Raw genomic sequence first — 20,688 nt, 5'->3', positions numbered from 1 at the left:
TATAAGAGACAGCCTCAGGGGCTGGGAGCCACCGCCCACCCCCTACGCCGCGGGCCACCGCGGGGTCGATCTCGCCGCCGGGCCGGGGGCGACGGTGCGGGCCGCGGCGGCGGGCCGGGTGTCCTTCGCCGGGGACGTCGCCGGCCGCCCCGTGCTGGCGATCGAGCTGGACGGCACGGGCACTCCCCCGCTGCGCGTCACCTATGAGCCCGTGCGGGCGAGCGTGGCGAAGGGGGACCGGGTGGCCGCGGGCGAGGCGGTGGGGACGCTGGCGCCCGGCCCCTTCCACTGCCCCTCGGCCTGTCTGCACTGGGGACTGCTGCGCGCCGAGCGCTATCTGGACCCGCTGTCGCTGCTGCCGGCGTGGCTGCTGCGGGGTGGGCCGTCCCGGCTGCTGCCGATCTTCGGGGTGCCCGAACCGGCGGCCTGGTCCGCGACCGCGCGGACGGCGGTACGGGCCGGGCGGCGCGGGCAAGCGGTACGGGCGGGGCGGTACGGACAGCGGTACGGGCGTGGGGGCTCAGCCGCGTACGCCGCGCAGGGCCATCGACACCGCGGCCTCGGTGATGTGCTCGGGGTCCTCGGCCGCGCCGAGCTCGATGCGCCGCACCGCCGCGTCCACGACGCCCTGCAGGAGCATCGCCACCAGGCGGGGCTCCCGGTGTCCCAACTCCCGCAGCGCCTCCACGATCATGGCGATCAGCCCGCCGTGCGCGGCGCGGATCTTCTCCCGGGCGCCGGCCTCCAGCTCGCCCGCGGAGATCGCGACGACGGCGCGGTGCCGCCGGTCGCCGACGAGTGCGAGCTGCTGCCGCACATACGCCTCGACCTTGCCCTCGGGGCTGTCCGCCCCCGCCATCGCGGCCTCGACCTCCGCCGCCCAGACGGGGAAGTCGACGGCGCACAGCTCCTCGACCACGGCCGCCCGGGAGCGGAAGTACTCGTAGACGGAGGAGCGCGCGAGCCCCGTGCGCTCGGCGAGGGCGGGGAAGGTCAGGGCCTCCGTCCCACCCTCGGACAGCAGGGAACGGGCGGCGTCCAGCAAGGCGGCACGCTGCATGGTCCGGTGCTCGGCCACGGAGGCCGCTCGAATCCTGGGCACGTACACACTCTACGGAGGCACCCACCGGAAGGGCACGAGGGAGGGACGATTCAGCGTCCGACGTCCGCCAGCTTGGCCCTGAGCTGGAGCACCGACTTGGTGTGGATCTGACTCACCCGGCTCTCGGTGACCCCCAGGACCTGTCCGATCTCGGCGAGGGTGAGGCCCTCGTAGTAGTAGAGGGTGACCACGGTCTTCTCCCGCTCCGGGAGCGTGTTGATCGCGCGGGCGAGCAGCCGCCGCAGCTCGCGGTCCTCGGCGACCTCGACGGGGTTGTCGGCGGCTGTGTCCTCAAGGGTGTCCATCAGGCTCAGCCGGTCACCGTTCTCGCCGCTGACGTGGAGCAGCTCATCGAGGGCGACCACATTGGCGAGGGACAACTGACTGAACACCGCGTGCAGTTCGTCCAGGGAGATGCCCATCTCGGCCGCCACCTCGGCCTCCGTGGGGGTGCGGCGCAGGGCCGCCTCCAGAGTGGCGTAGGCCCGCTCGACGGCGCGGGCCTTCTGCCGCACGGAGCGCGGAATCCAGTCCAGCGCCCGCAGTTCGTCGATCATCGCGCCGCGGATGCGGCTGATCGCGTACGTCTCGAACTTGATGGCGCGCTCGGGGTCGAACTTCTCGATGGCGTCGATCAGCCCGAACACGCCGGAGGAGACGAAGTCGGCCTGGTCGACATTGGGTGGCAGGCCGACGCTGACGCGGCCCGCCACGTATTTGACCAGGGGCGAGTAGTGGAGGATGAGCTGTTCCCGCAGCCGGCCGTCGGCCGTGGCCTTGTACGACCGCCAGAGCTCGTCGAGCGACGAAGGGGCGGCGGGGCGCACGTCGCCACGAGCGGGCGGGGGAACCGCCGCTCGGTCGGAGCCGGAGGTGTGCTGGGGCATTCGTCGCCTTGAGCCGTTCTGCCGTCGCCGGGATGGCGGCGGCCGTCTGGGTGGGGGGAATTCTTGTGAGCGTAGCGTGACCGCGCGATCGCGGTGTGCGAAGAAGGGCGGCTTCTCGGGGCGCACGCAGGTGCGGTGACACGCGCCCCAGGGGCATGACCACGGAAATCCGGCGTGCGGACGAACGGCGCACCACCGTCGCAGATATGGTCATCGGCCCACCCCTTTCACTCGATCGCGGCAGGTCACAAGGCGTCTCACCGTCCCACTCGGCCCCCTCGGGAAGATCCCGTCGAGCTCCCTCGGGGAGATCCCGTCGAGCCCCCTCGGGGGGACCGCGCCAACTGCCAGCGATCACCACGGCGTTCGACGAACTCGAGGGACAGCAGTTCGTACAGCCGCGCGAGGGTCGCCTCCGCCGCCATCCCGGCCGCCTGGGCAATCCGGCGTCCGGTCAGCGCGCCCCGCGCGGGCAGCGCCTCCAGGACCCGCGCGGAGTCCGGGTCGAGCAGGTCGCGGGGGACGACCGGCCCGCGGCGCTCCGGGGCGAGCCGGCCGATGGCGTCGACCAGTTCGATCACCTCCGCGGCGTCGGTGACGAGCTGGGCCTCGCCACCCCGCAGCAGGTGGTGGACACCAGCCGACAGGCCGCTGGTGACCGGTCCGGGCACGCCCATGGTGAACCGGCCCAGCCGTTGGGCGCGGCGGGCGGTGACGAGGGAGCCGCTGCGATAGGCGGCCTCGACAACCACGGTGCCCCGGGTGAGCGCGGCGATGACCCGGTTGCGGAGCACGAAGCGGCTGCGGGTGGGGTGGGCGCCGGGCGGGAGTTCGGCGAGGAGCAGGCCGTCCTCGGCCAGCCGCCCCAGGAGTTCGGCGTGGCTGGGCGGATAGACCTGGTCCACGCCGCAGGCCAGAACGCCCAGGGTGGCGCCGCCCACGGCCAGGGCCCCGCGGTGGGCGGCGGCGTCGACGCCGTGGGCCGCGCCGGAGACGACGGCCCAGCCGGCCTCGGCGAGCCCGGCCCCCAGGGTGGTGGCCACATGGGTGCCGTACTCGGAGCAGGCGCGGGCGCCGACCACGGCCACCGACCGCAGCGCCCATTTCCGCAGAGAGGGCTTGCCCCGCACCCACAGCCCGATGGGGCGGGCGGCGCCGAGGTCGTCGAGTTGCCGGGGCCATTCGCGGTCGCCGGGGCAGACGAACCGGCCGCCGAGCGCCCGTACGGCCGCCAGGTCGGCCACCGGGTCCGCGCCGGCGGCCCGTGCGCGGTAGCCGGCCAGGCGCTGGGGGCCGACCTCGCCGGGCGGCTCGCCGCGGCCGGTGAGCAGCCGCGCCACGGCGGGGGCGCCGAGGTCGGCCAGCCAGCGGCCGACGCGTTCGTCGCCCGGCTCCACGATCCGGCTCAGCGCCGCCCGCGCCAGCCGCTCGTCCTCGCCGACCCCGAGCCGGTGGTCCTCGCCGACCCCGCGGCTGACGCCGGTGCGCAGCTGGAGGGCGTGGTGCACGTCCTCGGCCCCCGGCCGGTCCCGGCCGGCGAGGTCGGCGACGGTCCAGGCGACGCGCAGCACCCGATCGAGCCCGCGCGCGGTGAGCAGACCGCGCTCCATGTCGCGCTCGGCCGCGTACAGCGCCCCGGGCGCCGGCCGCCATCGGGTGCGCAGTTCGTGCCCCGGCACCTCGCCGTTGGTGCGCCACGGCGTGCCGGCGAGCCGGGCGGCGGCCCGGGCCCGGGCCTCGCGCACCCGCTCGGCCACGCGCGCGGTGGTCTCCCCTCTCGTCGTGCCGCTCATGAGCTCGCCGCGGCTCACGGCCGAGACCTGGACCCGCAGGTCCACCCGGTCCATCAGGGGCCCGGACAGCCGGGCCCGATAGCGGCGGACCGCGGAGGGGGTGCATTCGCAGCCCGAGCCCTGCACGGAGTGGCGCCCGCAGGGGCAGGGGTTGGCCGCCAGCACGAGCAGGAAGCGCGCGGGCAGCCGCACCATGCCGGCGCTGCGGGCGACCACGACGTGCCCGGCCTCCAACGGCTGGCGCAGCGCGTCCAGGACCTGGCTGCCGAATTCCGCCGCTTCGTCCAAAAAAAGTACCCCTCTGTGAGCGAGGGAGACGGCGCCGGGGCGGGGGAGGCCGTTGCCGCCGCCGACCAGCGACGGCATGGTCGCCGAGTGGTGCGGCGCACAGTACGGCGGGGTCTCCACCAGGGGCCTGCCGGGCGGCAGGATGCCGGCCACCGAGTGGACGGCGGTGACTTCCAGGGACTCCTGCCGGCTCAGCCGGGGCAGCAGTCCCGTGAGCCGCTCGGCCAGCATGGTCTTGCCCGCGCCGGGCGGCCCCTTCAGAAAGAGGTGGTGGCCGCCGGCCGCCGCCACTTCGAGCGCCGCGCGGGCGGTCTCCTGCCCCGAGACATCGGCCAGGTCGGGGGGCGGACCGCCGTCGAGTGCCCCGGCGAACAGCCCGCTGCCCGTGCCGGCCCCGGGCAGCACCAGTCCCGCGGCCATGGGGTCCGGTCTGCCGTCGTCCGGCACCGGCTCCTCGTCGGGGACCGGCTCGTCGGACAGGACTGCGATGAGCTGGCGCAGGCTGCGTACGCCCAGCACGGCGACGCCGGGCACCAGGGACGCCTCCGCCGCGGTGCGCTCCGGGACGACGACCTGGCGGTAGCCGGCCTCCGCCGCGGCGAGCACGGCGGGCAGCACGCCGCGGACCGGGCGGACGCGGCCGTCGAGCCCGAGCTCGCCCATCATCATCAGGTCGGCGATCCGCCCGGGGTCGATCCGCTCGGCGGCGGCGAGCACCGCGCAGGCGACGGCCAGGTCGAAGCCGCTGCCGCCCTTGGGCACGGAGGCCGGGCTGAGGCCCACGGTGAGCTTCTTCTGCGGCCAGCCGACGCCGGAGTTGACCACCGCCGCGCGGACCCGGTCCCGGCTCTCGATCAGGCTCTTGTCCGGCAGGCCGACCAGGGTGAAGGCGGCGACTCCGGGTTCGAGGTCGGCCTGGACCTCGACCACCACGCCCTCGACCCCGACGAGCGCCACCGAGCAGGTGCGGGCGAAGCCCATTCAGGCCACCCCCCGCACATGCTCGACGAGCGGGGCGCCGCGGGGCGGCAGCACGACCCCGACGAGGTCGATCCGGACCCCGCCGCGGGGCGGTGAGCCGTGCCGGCCGAGCCAGCGTTCGCTCAGCCACCGGGCGGCGAGCCGCCGCAGCCGGGCGGCCTTGGCCCGGGTGAGGGCCTCCATCGGGTGTTCGTACGGCCCGGCCCTGCGGGTCTTCACCTCGCAGACCACCAGGGCGTCGCCCTCGGTGGCGACGATGTCGATCTCGCCGTCCCGGCACCGCCAGTTGCGTTCCAGCACCACCAGGCCGGACTCCGCCAGCCGCCGGACCGCCAGGTCCTCCCCGTAGCGGCCGAGCGCTCCTCGCGCGTTCATGGGCCTCACCTCCGCCACGACAGTGACGGCTCGGGCCCCATGGAGTGGATCTTGGTGGATTACTGGCCGGTTGTGGACAACTCCATCACCCGATCGGGCTAGTCACTGAAGCCGGACTCGCCCGAGGGAAGGTCGAGATCGCTCTTGTTGAGCTCCTCGATGTTCACGTCCTTGAAGGTCAGAACGCGCACCTGCTTCACGAAACGGGCCGGCCGGTACATGTCCCACACCCATGCGTCCGCCATCGAGACCTCGAAGAACACCTCACCCTGGACCGAGTGCACCTGCATCTCGTAGTCGTTGGTGAGATAGAACCGGCGCTCCGTCTCGATCACGTATTTGAACAGTCCGACGACATCGCGGTACTCCCGGTAGAGCTTCAGCTCCATCTCGGTCTCGTACTTCTCGAGGTCCTCGGCGCTCATGGCATGTTCCCCTTCAGCCGTGCGTGCCCCCATTGTGCGTCAGACACGTTCGCTCTCCAGGATCACCGGCACCTCACGGGCCCCCCGTCGAGCAGCGCGCGCAGCAGCCCGGCGAGCCTGGTCGGGTACACCGTCTCATGCGGCGCCGGCTGATCGGCCCCAGGGCCGCGCCCCCGAGGATCAGCAGCGCGCCCACCGGCACCGCCCAGGCGATCAGCGGCAGCGGCCCCTCGCCGGAGACGCCCCCGGGGAGGGCCTCGAAGCCCGTGGGCCGGGCGAGCGTGCCCCACCGGTCCAGTGGCCAGACAACGCCCTCCACACGCCCGCTGACGGCGTCCCTGGGCACCGCCCCGCGAGCGGCGTCCGCCAGATGCGTACGGGAGTCCTGGGAGGTGCTCCGGTTGTCGCCCAGCAGGAACAGGCTGCCCCGGGGCACCTCGGCCCGGAAGCCCTCGGGCGAGGCGGGGCCGCCGCCCGACAGATACGGTTCCGCGATCGGGACGCCGTTCACGGTCAGCCGGCCGCCGGCGCCGCAGCAGGCCACCGTGTCACCGCCGACGCCGACCACCCGCTTGATCATCGGCTGGCCGCCCCAGGCGCGATCGGTGAAGACCACCACGTCACCGCGGCGCACCGCGTCACCGCCCGTCCGCCGGGCGAGCACCCGGTCGCCGACGTCGATCCCCGGGGTCATCGAGTCCGACGGCACGGTGTACGGGGTGTAGAGCACGGCGGCCCAGGCGAAGGCCCCGAGGAAGAGCACACAGCCGAGCGCCACGGTCAGCCCGGAGAGCACCTCGCCCGTTCGGCGACCGCCCCCGCGCCCCGCTGCCCCCATGCCCGCGCTCCCCGCCTCGTCCGTGCCGACGACTCGGGACGTCCGTGCTCGACGACCCGCGACCGCACCCTACCCGGCGGTACGGCCCACGTCAGCCGTACTGCCGCCGGCGACGCCAGAGGACAAGCGGCACCGCGCCCGCCAGGCCCAGCGCGCCCGGCGCCACGGCCCCCACGGCGGCCAACCCCTTCTGGTCGAAGGTGTCCGGCACCGGCAGCGTCGACCAGCGGGTGGGCGGCCAGGCGACCACGATGGCCCGCCCGACGACCTCGTCCACCGACACCGTGCCGCCGCCGGGCAGCTCCTGGTGCCAGCGCGAGTCCAGGGAGTTCTGCCGGTGGTCGCCCATGACCCAGATGCGCTTGTCGGGCACCGTCAGCGGCCCGAAGGGCTTGTCGCCGCAGGGGGTGTTGCCCGGGAAGAGGTACGGCTCGTCCAGCGCCTTGCCGTTCACCAGGACCGGCTCGTTGCCGCCCTTGCACTCGACGGTGTCGCCGCCGACCGCGATGACCCGCTTGATCAGGTCCTGCTCCTCGGCCGAGGGCATCAGGCCGATGAAGCTCAGCACGTTCTGCATCGTCTCGGCGACGGGGCCCGAGTCGGTCTTCGGCGCCTCGCCCAGCCAGCCGCCCGGGTCGTGGAAGACCACGACCTCGCCGCGCTCGGGCTCGGAGCCGAACCAGGGGGTCAGTTTGTCGACCAGGACCCGGTCGCCGTTCTGCAGGGTGTTCTGCATCGAGTCGGAGGGGATCGAGAACGCCTGCACCAGGAACGTCTTGATCAGAAGCGCCAGGACCAGGGCGATCACGATGAGCAGCGGCAGTTCCTTCCAGAAGGACCGCGGCTTCTTCGGCCGTTCTCCGGCGTCGCCGTCCGGGCCCTGGTCCCGGTCGCCGTCCCGGTTCTCGCCGTCACGGACCTCGCCGGGCCGCGCCTCGCCGGGCTCCCCGGGCGCGCCGGGCCCCCCGTCGCGCTCCGCCCTCGGGGATGACTCAGCGAGCTCCTCGGGCCGCTTCTCGGGCTCTCCGGACCCCGACCGTGCGCCGACCGCCAAATCCCCCACATCCACTCCTCACTCCACGCTGCCGCCTGCGCCGGACGCGGTGCAGGCCCACCACTCCCATAACGAGCGGGAGTTCCGCAGGGGTCGGGAGTTGGATCGTCGCTTGCTCTTGTCGAGCCGCCGTTCCGGCCGCGGCCGAGGACAACGGCTCCTGTGCGGCGTCCGGCCGGATCGGCCGGTCCGCCTCGGCGGGCACCGACGGGGCCCGCGGGGACACCCTATGCGCAGGGGCGGCCGCCGAGGCGCCCGCGCCGCGCGCGTCGGGCACCGTGGCGAAGGTCTCCGGCTCCTCCAGCCACCGCCAGTGCCCGAACGGCCAGGCGATCACCACGGCCCTGCCGACGACGAGGTTCTCCGCGACCGTGCCGCTCCCCTCCTCGTCCAGGTGGAAGCGGGAGTCCGCGGACCGCTCCCGGTGATCGCCCAGCACGAAGAGCCGGCCGGGGGGCACCTGGACCTCGAAGCGCGTCTCGGAGGGCGCGTTGCCGGGGTGCAGATACGGCTCGTCCAGGGGCCGGCCGTTCACCGTGATCCGCCCGTCGGCGTCACAGCACCGCACGGTGTCGCCGCCGACCGCGACGACCCGCTTGATCAGGTCCTGCTCGTCCTCCGAGGGCAGCAGGCCGATGAACGTCAGCAGCTGCTTGCCCTGCTTGATGCCCACCGGGTCGTCCCCCGAGGTGGTCCGGTCCGACTCCAGCCAGCCCCCGGGGTCCTTGAAGACCACGATGTCGCCGCGCTGCGGCTGCCACCCGAACCAGGGGGTGAGCTTGTCCACCAGCACCCGGTCGCCGATGCGGATGGTCTGCTCCATGGAGCCGGTGGGGATCACGAACGCCTGGACCAGGAAGGTCTTGAGGACGAGCGCGATCAGCAGCGCCACGCCTATGAGGATCGGGATCTCCTTCAGGGCGGAGCGGCGCCGGCGCCGCTTGGCGCGGCGGGCGATCCTGCGGCGCTCGGCGCGGCCGGGGGCGGAGCGCTGGGCCGTCGAACGGGTGCCCGTGGGCAGCCGGGTGTCCGCCCGGTGCTGACCCGGGCGCGGCCGCCCGCGGTTACCCATGCCCACCTGCCGCGCGACCGGGCGGCTCCGGCACCCGGTCGAAGGCGCCCGGCCGGTCGAACGACGTCCACCGGTCGAACGGCCAGCCGATCCAGTCGACGCGGCCGATCACCTTGGCCACCGGGACCATGCCGCCGCCCGGCTCGCCCAGGTGGTCGCGGGAGTCCCGGGAGGCGCCGCGGTGGTCGCCCATGACCCACAGCCTCCCCTCCGGCACCACGATGTCGAACGGCACCCGTGACGGTGCGTCCCCGGGGTACAGGTACCCCTCGCTGACGGCTACCCCGTTCACCGTCATCCTGCCCCCCTGATCACAGCAGGTGACCCGGTCACCGCCGATCCCGATCACCCGTTTGACGTAGTCGGACTCATCCGGCTCGGCCAGCCCGACCGCCTCGCCCGCATCGCGCAGCAACGCGGCCACCGGGTTCTCGGCGGGCCGGCCGCGGACGAAGGACCCGGTGCCGTCGAAGACCACCATGTCGCCGCGGCGCGGCTGGTCGCCGAAGCGATACGCCAGCTTGTTGACCAGCACCCGGTCGCCGATCCGCAGGGTGTTCTCCATGGAGCCGCTGGGGATCAGGAAGGGCTGGACGACAAAGGCGCTGAGCAGCGCCACGAACAGGGCGCAGACCGCGGCCAGCAGGGCCGTCCGCCGCCAGCCGGAGAACCGGCGCGGACCCGCGCGCCACGAGCCGGAAGCCCGGCGGAGGCCCGGAAAACGCGCGGAGCGCGCTCGCTCCTCCGGACCCTCGGCGGGGTCGGAGGAGCGAGCGCGCTCCGAAGGCGGGGTGAGCTGTGCGTCGGTGTCCATCGAGCCCTGAGCCTATCCGGCGGGGCCCCGACGGCCGACAGCGGCCGGAATCCACCGGCCGCCGCACAGCTCGCGCGAGATCAGCTGTCGCGCTTCTCCTTGATCTTCGCGGCCTTGCCACGGAGCTCACGGAGGTAGTACAGCTTGGCGCGGCGCACGTCACCGCGGGTGACGACCTCGATCTTCTCGACGATCGGGGTGTGCACCGGGAAGGTGCGCTCGACGCCGACGCTGAAGCTCACCTTGCGGACGGTGAAGGTCTCGCGCACGCCGGCGCCCTGGCGGCGGATGACAACACCCTTGAACTGCTGCACACGGGAGCGGTTGCCCTCGATGACGCGCACGTGGACGTTCACGGTGTCACCCGGGCGGAAGCTGGGGATGTCGGTGCGCAGCGACGCGGCGTCGACGTTGTCAAGAAGGTGCATGACCGTCTGCTCTCCTCGCTGATGCCACAGGTCATCAGCGGTATCTCGTAAACAATGATGGTGGTGCCGCTCACCTCGGGCGGGCGTCGTTCCCCCTGTGGCAGGGGCGCCGGCCGGACGCAGGGCAGCGGCCTATTCTTCCACGACTTCCGCCGGGCGCCCAAATCGGCCGTCCGGGAGCTCCCGCCAGCCGAGTGCGGCGAGGAGCGAGCGGTCGTGCTTGTCGAGCTCCGCGGGGTCGCAGCGCTCGATCAGATCCGGCCGGTTGGCCACCGTACGGCGGAAGGCCTGGTCCCGCCGCCAGCGGGCGATCTTTCCGTGGTGGCCGCTGACCAGGACCTCGGGGATGCCGCGGCCGCGCCACTCGGGGGGCTTGGTGTAGACCGGGCCCTCCAGGAGGTTCGCCATCGCCCCGGGGGCGAAGGAGTCGTCGCGGTGCGACTCGGCGTTGCCCAGGACGCCCGGCAGCAGACGGGCGACGGCCTCGGTGATGACCAGGACGGCCGCCTCGCCGCCGGCGAGCACGTAGTCGCCGATGGACACCTCGAACACGTCCAGGCGCTCGCCGTACTCCTCGATCACCCGGCGGTCGATGCCCTCGTAGCGCGCGGGGGTGAAGACCAGCCAGGGACGGCGGGAGAACTCCACCGCCAGCTCCTGGGTGAACGGCCGGCCGCTGGGGGTGGGGACCACCAGGGTGGGCCGCTCCTCGCCGCCGCCGGAGGCGATCACGGAATCCAGGGCCTCGCCCCAGGGCTCGGGCTTCATCACCATGCCGGGGCCGCCGCCGTACGGGGTGTCGTCGACGGTGTTGTGGCGGTCGTGGGTGAAGGTCCGCAGGTCGTGGACGCGGACGTCGAGCCGGCCGCGGGCGCGGGCCTTGCCGACCAGGGAGACGTTCAGCGGTTCCAGGTACTCGGGGAAGATCGTGACGACGTCGAGCCGCATCAGGCGTCGTCCCGGCGGCCCGCGACCTCGGCCCGGCCCTCGTCGAGCAGCCCGGGCGGCGGGTCGATGACGGCCCGCTGCTCCTCCAGGTCGATCTCGGGGACGATCTCGGCGACGAAGGGCACCATGACCTCGCTGCCGTCCGGGCGCCGGACGATCAGCAGGTCGTGGTACGGCAGGTGCGAGATCTCGGAGATCCGGCCGACCTCGGTGCCGTCGACCGTGACCACGTCGAGGTCGATCAGCTGGTGGTCGTAGAACTCCTCGGGGTCCTCCGGGGTCTCCTCCGGGTCCACCTCGGCGATCAGCAGGGTGTTGCGCAGCGCCTCGGCGCCGGTGCGGTCGGTGACGCCCTCGAAGCGCAGCAGGAGCCGGCCGCTGTGCACCCGGCCGGTCTCGATGGTCAGCGGCCCGACGGAGGCCGGCTCCGTGGCCAGGACCGCGCCCGGCCCGAGCCGCAGCTCCGGCTCGTCCGTACGGACCTCGACGGTGACCTCGCCCTTGATGCCATGGGCGCGACCGATCCGCGCCACCACTAGCTGCACTCTGTTCCCCTTTTGCGCTGAACCTCCACCGGCCGGCGCGGCCGACGGTCGGGTCGCCCGGCTCCGGGCGACACCCCGGCCGCTCGCGCGGAGGGTGGTACCTCTTCCTCGAGGTTCTCAGATACCTCAAGGTTCTCAGAATTCCCGGCGGCGCACCGGCACGGGATGCCCCGCGGCGCATCGACAAAGGCCGGGGACGGCCGTGAAGCCCTCCCCGGCCCGTGCCGGAATTCAACCGCCTGTCAGCGGACCTGGTCCACGTCGACGAGGTCGACCCGGATACCACGACCGCCGATGGCGCCCACGACGGTGCGCAGAGCGCGAGCGGTGCGGCCGTTGCGGCCGATCACCTTGCCGAGGTCATCGGGGTGCACCCGAACCTCCAGCACGCGCCCACGACGCAGGTTGCGCGAGGCGACCTGCACGTCGTCGGGGTTGTCGACGATGCCCTTCACCAGGTGCTCGAGGGCCTCCTCGAGCATCCTCATGCCTCGGTCGGCTCGGCGGACTCAGCGGCGGCCGAGTCGGCAGCGGCGTCGTCCTTCTTGTCGGCCTTCTTCGCCTTGGGGGTGATGGCCTCACCCTTCGGCTCGTCACCGGCCTCCTTGGCCGCGGCCTCGAAGAGACCACGGGTGTCCGGCTTCGGCTCGGCGACCTTCATCGGCGCCGGGGCCGGCAGGCCCTTGAACTTCTGCCAGTCGCCGGTGACCTTGAGGATGGCGAGAACCGGCTCGGTCGGCTGCGCGCCGACACCCAGCCAGTACTGCACACGCTCGGAGTCGACCTCGATGCGCGAGGGGTTCTGCACCGGGTGGTACAGGCCGATCTCCTCGATGGCCCGGCCGTCACGGCGGGTACGGGAGTCGGCGATGACGATGCGGTAGTGAGGCGAACGGATCTTGCCCAGACGCTTCAGCTTGATCTTGACTGCCACGGGTGTGGTGTCTCCTGCTCTTGACGTGTTTGAGCACAGCGGATGACCACGTGGGGTTGTGGTGACCGAGTGCCCGATGGACGCGTCAGCCGAAGGAGAGAGGGGTCCGGACCGGCTGCCGAGTACTCAGCGGTCCATTCTGCCATACGCCGACGCGCCCGAACGCACTCGATCGGCCCTCGTCAGGCCACCGCGGCCGCCTCCGGGATGCGGAACGGCTTGCCGCACCCACCGCACACGATCGGCGCCTGGGCCAGGACGGAGGGCACGACCCGGACGTTGCGCCCGCAGTCGCACACGGCCTTCACCCGCACGCCGCCGCCGGACGAGCCGTGGCGGGCCGCGGGGCCGCGGAAGCTGCGGGTGCTGTCGGAGGCCGTGGCCGCCGTGTGCGCCTTCAGGGCCCGCTGAAGCCGTTCGATCGTGGGACGGTAGCGCTTTCTCGCCTCGGTGCTGAGCGTGACGAGGGAGAAACCACTGCTCGGGTGTGGCTCATCGGCATGGTCGAGCCCCAACTCCTCGGCGATCGCCAGAAATCGACGGTTGTGGTAGCGGCCGGCCCGCGAGGTGTCACGGATGCCGCGCGCGGCGGCCAGACCGTGGACTGCCTCATGGAGCAGCCTTTCGAAGGAGAGCTCGGCGCCACACGCGGACGACGACTCTCCGATCAGGGATTCGGGCGCGGCGAGATCCGGCAGCTCGGGGTGGTGCCGTTGAATGTCGGCCCACGCCTGCGCCAGCTCCGCGGCGAGAACAGGTGGTGTCGTGCTCACGTCGTGACAACGAGCAAGGATGGCCCGGTGTTCCGATACCGGGCCATCCCAAATAATTTGCACGTACCAGTCAGTTCGCAATCATGCGTCCGCCGAGGGATGGGTGCCCAGATCTGCGGAGGAGCGCCGCAGGTGGCGCCAAGTTGGTACGTACCGGCGCGTACGCCCCGGCGCGTAGGCAATCCACTCACGCCGGGGCACACCCCCGCCGGAACAGCTCCCGCCCGGGCGCCGCACCGGCCCGGAGACTTACCGCACCGGCCCGAGAAACGCACCGAGGGGACGGCGCCACGGCCGTCCCCTCGGAAAGGACCTCCCGGGAAGGATCTCTCCGGAAGAGCCCCTCGGGAAGAACGAAGAACTCAGTACGCGCGCGCGACGATGGCGAGCGTACCGGGGGCGTCGTCCGCGTCGGGCACGGACCCGTCCTCGCCGACCAGGCAGCGCACGGTCACGGCCTGCTCCGCCAGCTTGGCCTCGCCCTCGGGGCCGAGGTCGGCCCACGGGATGCGGGCCCAGCCGCCGGCGGCCGCGGCCTCGGCGGCCTGCTCGACCGTGGTGACGTCCGAGGTGCGGGCCTCGCGGCGCTGGCGGGACTGCTCCAGCAGCAGCGCCTGGTCGTCCTCGAGGATCTTCGGCAGCAGCGCCTCGAGCGCCTCCAGCCGCACGGGCTCCTTGCCGCCCGGGATGCGGCGGGCGAGCATCGCCGTGCCGTTCTCCAGGTCGCGCGGCCCGACCTCGATCCGTACGGGCACGCCCTTGAGCTCCCAGTCGACGGCGCGGCGGCCGAACGGGGTGTCGGTGCGGTCGTCGACCTGGACGCGGATGCCCGCGGCCCGGAGCCGGTCGCCGATCTCGCGGACCTTGGCGATCACGGCGTCGTCTCCCTTGATGGCGAGCACGACGGCCTGGACGGGTGCGAGCCGCGGCGGGACCCGCAGACCGCTGTCGTCGCCGTGCGACATGATCAGACCGCCGACCATGCGGGTGGAGACGCCCCAGGAGGTCTGCCAGACCAGCTCCTGCTTGCCCTCCTTCGACAGATACTGCGTGTCGAACGCCTTGGCGAAGTTCTGGCCCAGCTCGTGGCTGGTGCCCAGCTGGAGGGCCTTGCCGTCGCCCATCATGCCCTCGAGGGTGAGGGTGTTGATCGCGCCGGCGAAGCGCTCCTTGGCGGTCTTGCGGCCGAGGACGACATCGATGCCCAGGACGTTGACCATGAAGTCGCGGTAGACGTCCCGGTGGATGCGGGCGGCGTAGTCGCGGGCGTCCTCGTAGGTCGCGTGGGCGGTGTGGCCCTCCTGCCAGAGGAACTCCGAGGTCCGCAGGAAGACCCGGGGGCGCATCTCCCAGCGGACGACGTTCGCCCACTGGTTGATCAGCAGGGGCAGGTCGCGGTAGCTCTGCACCCACTTCGAGAAGTACTCGTTGATGATCGTCTCGGAGGTGGGGCGCACCACGACCGGCTCTTCGAGCTCCTTGCCGCCGCCGTGGGTGACCACCGCGAGCTCGGGGGCGAAGCCCTCGACGTGCTCGGCTTCCTTCGTCAGGTACGACTGGGGGATGAACAGGGGGAAATAGGCGTTGGCCGCGCCGGCCGCCTTGATGCGGGCGTCCAGCTCCTGCTGCATGCGCTCCCAGAGCCCGTATCCGTACGGTCGAATGACCATGGTGCCGCGCACCGGGCCGTTGTCGGCCAGTTCGGCCTTGTTGATCAGGTCCTGGTACCAGCGCGGGAAGTCATCCGCCTGGGGGGTGAGAACGGGAGCCTTTGCCATGGCGCAGATGGTACGGGGCCACTGGCGCTCAGCGTGAATCGGTCCACGCGCCGGAGGTCCGGAACCAGCCCCGGAGCGCATACGGGGCGCACGAAAGCATCAGGGCGCGAACCCTGGACTCCGGGACGGAAGCGGGGTTCTCTGGCATACGGGGGAATGGCACACGAGGAACGGCACACGGGGGAACACGGCACGGCGCGGTTCACGGGGGCGGGCAACCATCAGACGAACGTGAAGCTCTCGGCGAAAAGGGGCGCTTTTCGATGACACCCACGCTCGTACGGCAGCACCTGGCCCATCCGGCTCCCCGTCCCCCGGCGCACGAGTGTGCGCGCGCCCGAGACTGGGCGGAGATCCAGGAACGGATGCTGGTGCCGCTCTACGAGGCGGTGTACCAGCGACTCGAGGTCGGGCCGGCCAGCCGGCTGCTGAGCCTGGGCTGCGGTTCCGGGCTGGCCCTGCTCATGGCGGCGGGCCGCGGGGCGGCCGTGGCGGGCGTGGAGGCGGACGCGGAGCGCCTGGCGCTGGCGCGGGAGCGGCTGCTGCCGGAGCCCCAGGGCGAGGCGGGGCGCGCGCATCGGCTCTGTGCCAGCGCGGAGGACGCCACGTGCCCCGACGGCCGGCTCTTCACCCTGGTGACCGCCTTCGACCCACAGACCTACGCCAGCGGCTCCCTGCCGTCCGCCCTGATGGCCGCGGCGGCGATGGCCGAGCGCGGCGCCGCGGTCGTGCTGGCCGGCTGGGGGCCGCCGGAGCGCTGTGCCACCTCGGCGGTGCTGCGGGTGGCCGCGCGCCTGGGCGACGCGCCCCTGGAGGGCGGCGCGGCGCGGCCGGGCACGCCGGGCAGCTGGCGGCCGTGCGGCCGGGACGACCTGGAGGAGACCGCCCACCGGGCGGGGCTGCGGATCGACGGCTCGGGCCGGGTGGCGTGCCCGTTCGGCTACGCCGATCTGGAGAGCGCGATACGGGGGCTGCTGTCGACAGGACTGTTCGACGGCGCGCTGGACCACACGGACGGCGAGCGGGTCCGCAAGGAGCTGGCCGAGGCCCTCCACCCGTATCTGCGCGAGGACGGCACGGTCTGGATGCCGAACGTCTTCCGCTACCTCATCGCCCGCGTGTAGCGCGCACAGGCGGCGGGGCGGGAGCACCTCGTGCTCCCGCCCCGTACCGATCCGCTCGTACCGATCCGCTCGTGCCGGGCCGCTGTCGGAGCCCTCGGGCCCCGGCGCCCTCGCGCGGGACCGCCGCGGGACTACTTCGGGTCGTTGCCCAGCATGTCCTTGAACTCCTTGGGGAGCTCGAAGTTCTGGGGCTGCTCGGCGGCGCCGAAGGCACCGCCCTGCGCCCTGCGCTCGGCGGCTTCCTGCTCCTGCTGCGCCCGCTTGAGCGGGTTGCCGCTGCGCTGGCGCCCCTTGGCCTTCTTCTGCTGCTTGGCCTTCTTCTTGGCGGCGCCCGGGAGCCCCGGCATGCCGGGCATGCCCGGCATGCCGCCCTGGGCCATCTTCGACATCATCTTCCGGGCGTCGAAGAACCGCTCGACCAGCGACTTCACCGCGCTGACGTCCACGCCCGAGCCCTTGGCGATACGGGCGCGGCGCGAGCCGTTGATGATCGTCGGGTCCTGGCGCTCGGCCGGGGTCATGGACTTGATGATCGCGGCGGTGCGGTCGACGTCCCGCTCGTCCAGGTTGTTGATCTGGTCCTTGATCTGCCCCATGCCGGGCAGCATGCCGAGCAGCTTGGAGATGCTGCCCATCTTGCGGACCTGCTCCATCTGGGACAGGAAGTCGTCGAGCGTGAACTCCTTGGGGCCCTTCGCCAGCTTGGCCGCCATCTGCTCGGCCTCGGCCTGGCTGAAGGTCTTCTCCGCCTGCTCGATCAGGGTGAGCAGGTCACCCATGTCGAGGATGCGGGACGCCATGCGGTCCGGGTGGAACGCGTCGAAGTCGTCGAGCTTCTCGCCGTTCGAGGCGAACATGATCTGCTTGCCGGTGACCTGCGCGATGGAGAGCGCGGCACCACCGCGGGCGTCGCCGTCCAGCTTGGAGAGCACCACGCCGTCGAAGCCGACGCCGTCGCGGAAGGCCTCCGCGGTGTTGACCGCGTCCTGACCGATCATCGCGTCGACGACGAACAGGATCTCGTCCGGGGAGACGGCGTCCCGGATGTCCGCGGCCTGCTGCATCATCTCCTGGTCGATGCCCAGGCGGCCGGCGGTGTCCACGACCACGATGTCGTGGAGCTTGGTCCGCGCGTACTCGATCGACTCCTTGGCCACCTGGACCGGGTCGCCCACGCCGTTGCCCGGCTGCGGCGCGAAGACGGCCACCCCGGCGCGCTCGGCGACGACGCCGAGCTGGTTGACGGCGTTGGGGCGCTGGAGGTCACAGGCGACCAGCAGCGGGGAGTGCCCCTGGTCCTTGAGCCACTTGCCGAGCTTTCCGGCGAGCGTGGTCTTGCCCGCGCCCTGGAGACCGGCCAGCATGATCACGGTGGGCGGGTTCTTGGCGAACCGCAGGCGCCGGGTCTCGCCACCGAGGATGCCGATGAGCTCCTCGTTGACGATCTTGAGGACCTGCTGGGCGGGGTTGAGGGCCCGGGAGACCTCTTCGCCGCGGGCGCGCTCCTTGACGGCCGCGATGAAGGACCGCACCACGGGCAGCGCCACATCCGCTTCGAGCAGCGCGATGCGGATCTCGCGGGCGGTGGCGTCGATGTCCGCCTCGGAGAGACGCCCCCGACTGCGGAGATTCTTGAAAGTACTCGCCAAGCGGTCGGAAAGCGTATCGAACACGGCGGTCGTCGATCCTCGGTCGTCGGGGGTGGAGACAATCGGCCTCCAGGGTATCCGGCCCGCGGACCCCGGTGTCCTTGCCGGTCTGATTCGACCCGCTTCGACCGGCCAAGGTCACGTGCGCGCGGCCCACGGTGAGCGGCAACAGCGGCCGCGGCCGCGGTCGCACGAGGCGCGGCGGCCACTCCTCGCGTCACATGGGCACCACCCGCCTCAGCCGTTCCGCAGCGCCTCCTCCCAGGTCTTGGCCAGGACCGCCGCCTCGGCGTCCGGCAGCGGTGAACCGTCCGCGCGCGTGACGTAGACCGTGTCCACGGCGTTCGCGCCCAGCGTGGAGACATGCGCGCTGCGCACCCGTATCCCCGCGTCCTCCAGCGCCCGGCCGATGCGGTGCAGCAGCCCCGGGGCGTCCTGGGCGCGCACCTCCACGACCGCGGCCCGTTCGGACGTGCCGGGGGCGACGGTCACCCGGGGCGGTGGCGCGTGGACGCCGCGGCGGCGCCCGGCGTGGGCCGCCTCGCGCTCGGCCAGCCGCGCGGCGATGTCCAGGGAGCCGTCCAGGGCCCGTACGAGATCCGCGCGCAGCCGCGCCTCCTCGGGCAGGGACCCGTACTCGGCGGCGACGCGCCAGCTCAGCACGAGGATCTCCGCCCCCGCCGGCCCGCCGGGCGGCTCCACCACGCGCAGATCGGCGGCGCGCACGGTCAGGCGGTGCAAGGCGAGCACGCCGGCGGCCGCGGGCAGGACGCCGGGCTGGTCGGGGACGGCCATGAGGAGTTCCACGCCCACCGGCTCCGGCCCGTGCCCGTACGCGCCCTCCTGCGGGCCGTCGGCCGCGAAGCGGTCGCCGCCGTCGGCCCCTGCCCCCGCCCCCGCCCTCAGGACGAGAACGGGGCCGCCCGTGCGCCAGGACCGGTCGGCGAGGCGCTCCTGCTCGGCGGTGGGCCGCTCGGGCCCGGCGCGCTCGGCGGCCCGTCCACCGGCGAGGGCCGCGGCGACCCGCTCGACCAGCTCCGCGACGAGCGACGCCCGCCAGCCGCTCCAGGCGGCCGGTCCCGTGGCGAGCGCGTCGGCCTCGGTGAGGGCGTGCAGCAGTTCGAGGGTGCCGGTGTCGCCCACGGCGTCCGCCACGGCCCGTACGGTGGCCGGGTCGCTCAGGTCGCGCCGGGTCGCCGTCTCGACCAGCAGCAGATGGTGGCGGACGAGCGTGGCCAGCACCTCGGTGTCCGCGGCGTCGAAGCCGACGCGCGCCGCAACGTCGCGCACGATCGTCTCGCCGGCCACCGAGTGGTCGCCGGGCCAGCCCTTGCCGATGTCGTGCAGCAGCGCCGCCACCAGCAGCAGGTCCGGCCTGCTCACCCGGCGGGTGAGCACGGAGGCGCGCACCGCGGTCTCGATCAGATGGCGGTCCACGGTCCACAGGTGCACGGGGTTGCGCTGGGGCCGGCAGCGGACCCGCTCCCAGTCCGGCAGCAGCCGCGTGATCAGCCCCTCGGCCTCCAGCGCCTCCCACACGGGCACGGTGGCGGGCCCCGAGCCGAGCAGCGTGACCAGTTCCTCGCGGGCCGCCGCGGGCCAGGGCACCGGCAGCGGCGGCACGGCGGCGGCCATGCGCCGTACGGCGTGCGGGGACAGCGGCAGTTCTGCTTGAGCGGCCGCGGCGGCCGCGCGCAACGGCAGTACGGGGTCGCGTTCGGGGCGCGCGGTGCGGGCGAGCACCACCTCACCGTCCTGTTCCACGACCGCCTCGGCCAGCGGGGTGCGCCCGGCGGCGGGCTCCCCCGCCGGGCGCACCCCGGCGCGCCCCGCGCGACCCGGCCCGGCGCCGCCCAGCAGGCCCCGGAGCCGGGGCCGGGCCGAGCGGGCGCGCAGCACCCGGCTCACCTCGCGCCAGGTCACATCGGCGGCGTAGCCGATCGTGCGGGCCGCCTCGTACACCTGGCGCAGCAGCGCGTCCGCGTCCAGCAGGCCCAGCCGGCGCGCCACGTCGTCGTGCTCCTGGAGGGCCAGGCGGTCGGTGGCCCGGCCGGTGACCAGGTGCAGCGCGTCCCGGGTGTCCAGCAGCCTGCCGCGGGCCGCGGCGAGCCCCTCGCGGGGCGCGTCGGCCAGCCAGGAGGCGGCGACGGCGCGCAGCGCCGTGGCGTCCCGCAGCCCGCCGCGGGCCTCCTTGAGGTCGGGCTCCAGCAGGAACCGCAACTCGCCCTGGCGCTCGGCGCGTTCCTGGCACAGCTCGCGCAGGGCCGGGAGCCGCTGGGCGGCCCGGTCGCGCCAGTCGGCGAGCACCGCGGTGCGCAGTCCGGCCGTCAGCCGGGGGTCCCCCGCCACGTGCCGGGCGTCGAGCAGCCCCAGGTGCGCCTTGAGGTCCTCGGCCGCGGTCCGCCGGGCCTGGGCGGGGGTGCGCACCGCGTGGTCGAGCGCGAGGCCGAGGTCCCAGATCGGGTACCAGAGGCGGTCGGCGAGGACGGGGACGGCCGCCCGGTCCGCGGAGCCGTCGTGGAGCAGCAGCAGATCGAGGTCGCTGCGCGGGGACAACTCGCCCCGGCCGTAGCCCCCGACGGCCACCAGCGCGGCGCCCCGGGCGCCGGTGTCCTCGACCGCGCGTGCGAAGAGCGCGGCCAGCCACGCGTCCGTGAGGCGGGCGAGCTCCGCACGGCGCGGCGGCCCGGACGGCGAGTCCTGCTGGAGGAGCCGCAGCCGGGCCGCCGCGTAGTCGTCGGGTGCCCCTCTGTCGCGATGGTCGGGATTCGCCAGGTTCTCCGTCACGCGGGCTCCCCAATCGGCGGAGGTCAGGGGGTTTGAGGATCAGCGGGATCAGAAGGCCGGGGGTGCGGAGGGGCAGGGGTCCCGTGGGCCAAG

The 20,688-nt window shown here is 73.4% G+C and carries 18 protein-coding genes and 3 pseudogenes; 2 read left to right on the top strand and 19 right to left on the bottom strand.

What is annotated here, in order from left to right; all coding sequences use genetic code 11:
* Window positions 1–94: 94 nt before the first annotated feature.
* Window positions 95–286, top strand: a pseudogene (locus tag ACSNOD_RS01315) (M23 family peptidase); the annotation flags it as partial.
* 234 nt (window positions 287–520) lie between these two features.
* On the opposite strand, the gene ACSNOD_RS01310 reads toward ACSNOD_RS01315, so the two are convergent.
* From ACSNOD_RS01310 to proS, 17 genes and pseudogenes are all read right to left on the bottom strand, one after another.
* Window positions 521–1,078, bottom strand: coding sequence for a TetR/AcrR family transcriptional regulator (locus tag ACSNOD_RS01310; protein WP_436764806.1), 558 nt, complete (start codon window positions 1,076–1,078; stop codon window positions 521–523).
* Between the two features lie 74 nt (window positions 1,079–1,152).
* A complete protein-coding gene (gene whiG, locus ACSNOD_RS01305; RefSeq protein WP_436764804.1) occupies window positions 1,153–1,989 on the bottom strand; it encodes an RNA polymerase sigma factor WhiG in 837 nt (278 codons plus the stop codon).
* Window positions 1,990–2,246: 257 nt separating this feature from the next.
* A pseudogene (dprA, locus tag ACSNOD_RS01300) lies at window positions 2,247–3,200 on the bottom strand (DNA-processing protein DprA); the annotation flags it as partial.
* Window positions 3,201–3,452: 252 nt separating this feature from the next.
* Window positions 3,453–5,051 (bottom strand): annotated as a pseudogene (locus ACSNOD_RS01295) (YifB family Mg chelatase-like AAA ATPase); the annotation flags it as partial.
* Window positions 5,052–5,426 carry a YraN family protein gene (locus ACSNOD_RS01290; RefSeq protein WP_436764803.1) on the bottom strand — a complete coding sequence of 125 codons (375 nt, stop codon included), beginning with the start codon at window positions 5,424–5,426 and terminating at the stop codon, window positions 5,052–5,054.
* A gap of 98 nt (window positions 5,427–5,524) precedes the next feature.
* Window positions 5,525–5,851, bottom strand: a complete 327-nt coding sequence (locus ACSNOD_RS01285; RefSeq protein WP_436764802.1) for a DUF2469 domain-containing protein — start codon at window positions 5,849–5,851, stop codon at window positions 5,525–5,527.
* Between the two features lie 73 nt (window positions 5,852–5,924).
* Complete coding sequence (lepB, locus tag ACSNOD_RS01280) at window positions 5,925–6,689, bottom strand: signal peptidase I (RefSeq protein WP_436764801.1); 765 nt, start codon at window positions 6,687–6,689, stop codon at window positions 5,925–5,927.
* Window positions 6,690–6,780: 91 nt separating this feature from the next.
* The gene (gene lepB / locus ACSNOD_RS01275) at window positions 6,781–7,743 is read right to left on the bottom strand and encodes a signal peptidase I (RefSeq protein ID WP_436764805.1); all 963 of its coding nucleotides are present in this window, start codon (window positions 7,741–7,743) and stop codon (window positions 6,781–6,783) included.
* The gene (lepB, locus tag ACSNOD_RS01270) at window positions 7,682–8,815 is read right to left on the bottom strand and encodes a signal peptidase I (protein WP_436764800.1); all 1,134 of its coding nucleotides are present in this window, start codon (window positions 8,813–8,815) and stop codon (window positions 7,682–7,684) included. Before lepB (ACSNOD_RS01270) ends, lepB (ACSNOD_RS01275) begins: the two co-directional genes overlap by 62 nt.
* A complete protein-coding gene (gene lepB, locus ACSNOD_RS01265) occupies window positions 8,808–9,629 on the bottom strand; it encodes a signal peptidase I (protein WP_436764799.1) in 822 nt (273 codons plus the stop codon). The genes lepB (ACSNOD_RS01270) and lepB (ACSNOD_RS01265) overlap by 8 nt, the downstream gene beginning before the upstream one ends.
* 80 nt (window positions 9,630–9,709) lie before the next feature.
* Window positions 9,710–10,057, bottom strand: coding sequence for a 50S ribosomal protein L19 (rplS, locus tag ACSNOD_RS01260; protein ID WP_436764798.1), 348 nt, complete (start codon window positions 10,055–10,057; stop codon window positions 9,710–9,712).
* 132 nt (window positions 10,058–10,189) lie between these two features.
* Window positions 10,190–11,005 carry a tRNA (guanosine(37)-N1)-methyltransferase TrmD gene (trmD, locus tag ACSNOD_RS01255; RefSeq protein WP_436764797.1) on the bottom strand — a complete coding sequence of 272 codons (816 nt, stop codon included), beginning with the start codon at window positions 11,003–11,005 and terminating at the stop codon, window positions 10,190–10,192.
* On the bottom strand, window positions 11,005–11,550 hold the full coding sequence (gene rimM, locus ACSNOD_RS01250; protein WP_436764796.1) for a ribosome maturation factor RimM: 546 nt from the start codon (window positions 11,548–11,550) through the stop codon (window positions 11,005–11,007). Before rimM ends, trmD begins: the two co-directional genes overlap by 1 nt.
* A gap of 242 nt (window positions 11,551–11,792) precedes the next feature.
* A complete protein-coding gene (locus ACSNOD_RS01245) occupies window positions 11,793–12,032 on the bottom strand; it encodes an RNA-binding protein (RefSeq protein ID WP_005311361.1) in 240 nt (79 codons plus the stop codon).
* Between the two features lie 2 nt (window positions 12,033–12,034).
* The gene (gene rpsP / locus ACSNOD_RS01240; protein ID WP_436764795.1) at window positions 12,035–12,484 is read right to left on the bottom strand and encodes a 30S ribosomal protein S16; all 450 of its coding nucleotides are present in this window, start codon (window positions 12,482–12,484) and stop codon (window positions 12,035–12,037) included.
* A gap of 182 nt (window positions 12,485–12,666) precedes the next feature.
* The gene (locus ACSNOD_RS01235; protein ID WP_436764794.1) at window positions 12,667–13,257 is read right to left on the bottom strand and encodes a hypothetical protein; all 591 of its coding nucleotides are present in this window, start codon (window positions 13,255–13,257) and stop codon (window positions 12,667–12,669) included.
* Window positions 13,258–13,619: 362 nt separating this feature from the next.
* Window positions 13,620–15,035, bottom strand: coding sequence for a proline--tRNA ligase (proS, locus tag ACSNOD_RS01230; RefSeq protein WP_436764793.1), 1,416 nt, complete (start codon window positions 15,033–15,035; stop codon window positions 13,620–13,622).
* Between the two features lie 263 nt (window positions 15,036–15,298).
* Between proS and ACSNOD_RS01225 the strand changes: the two genes are divergently transcribed.
* Entirely contained in the window at window positions 15,299–16,159 is an 861-nt protein-coding gene (locus ACSNOD_RS01225) for a methyltransferase domain-containing protein (protein WP_436764792.1), read from the top strand.
* A gap of 131 nt (window positions 16,160–16,290) precedes the next feature.
* Here the strand turns inward: ACSNOD_RS01225 and ffh are convergent, their stop codons facing one another.
* Together ffh and ACSNOD_RS01215 are read right to left on the bottom strand one after the other, a co-directional pair.
* Entirely contained in the window at window positions 16,291–17,832 is a 1,542-nt protein-coding gene (ffh, locus tag ACSNOD_RS01220; RefSeq protein ID WP_436764791.1) for a signal recognition particle protein, read from the bottom strand.
* 213 nt (window positions 17,833–18,045) lie between these two features.
* Window positions 18,046–20,595: a [protein-PII] uridylyltransferase gene (locus ACSNOD_RS01215; protein WP_436764790.1), complete on the bottom strand. Its 2,550-nt coding sequence runs from the start codon at window positions 20,593–20,595 to the stop codon at window positions 18,046–18,048.
* Window positions 20,596–20,688: the final 93 nt, after the last annotated feature.

Source organism: Streptomyces sp. URMC 123, from assembly GCF_051386515.1.
In the GTDB taxonomy this organism is placed as follows: domain Bacteria; phylum Actinomycetota; class Actinomycetes; order Streptomycetales; family Streptomycetaceae; genus Streptomyces.
This window is presented reverse-complemented; position numbering and strand designations above follow the sequence as displayed.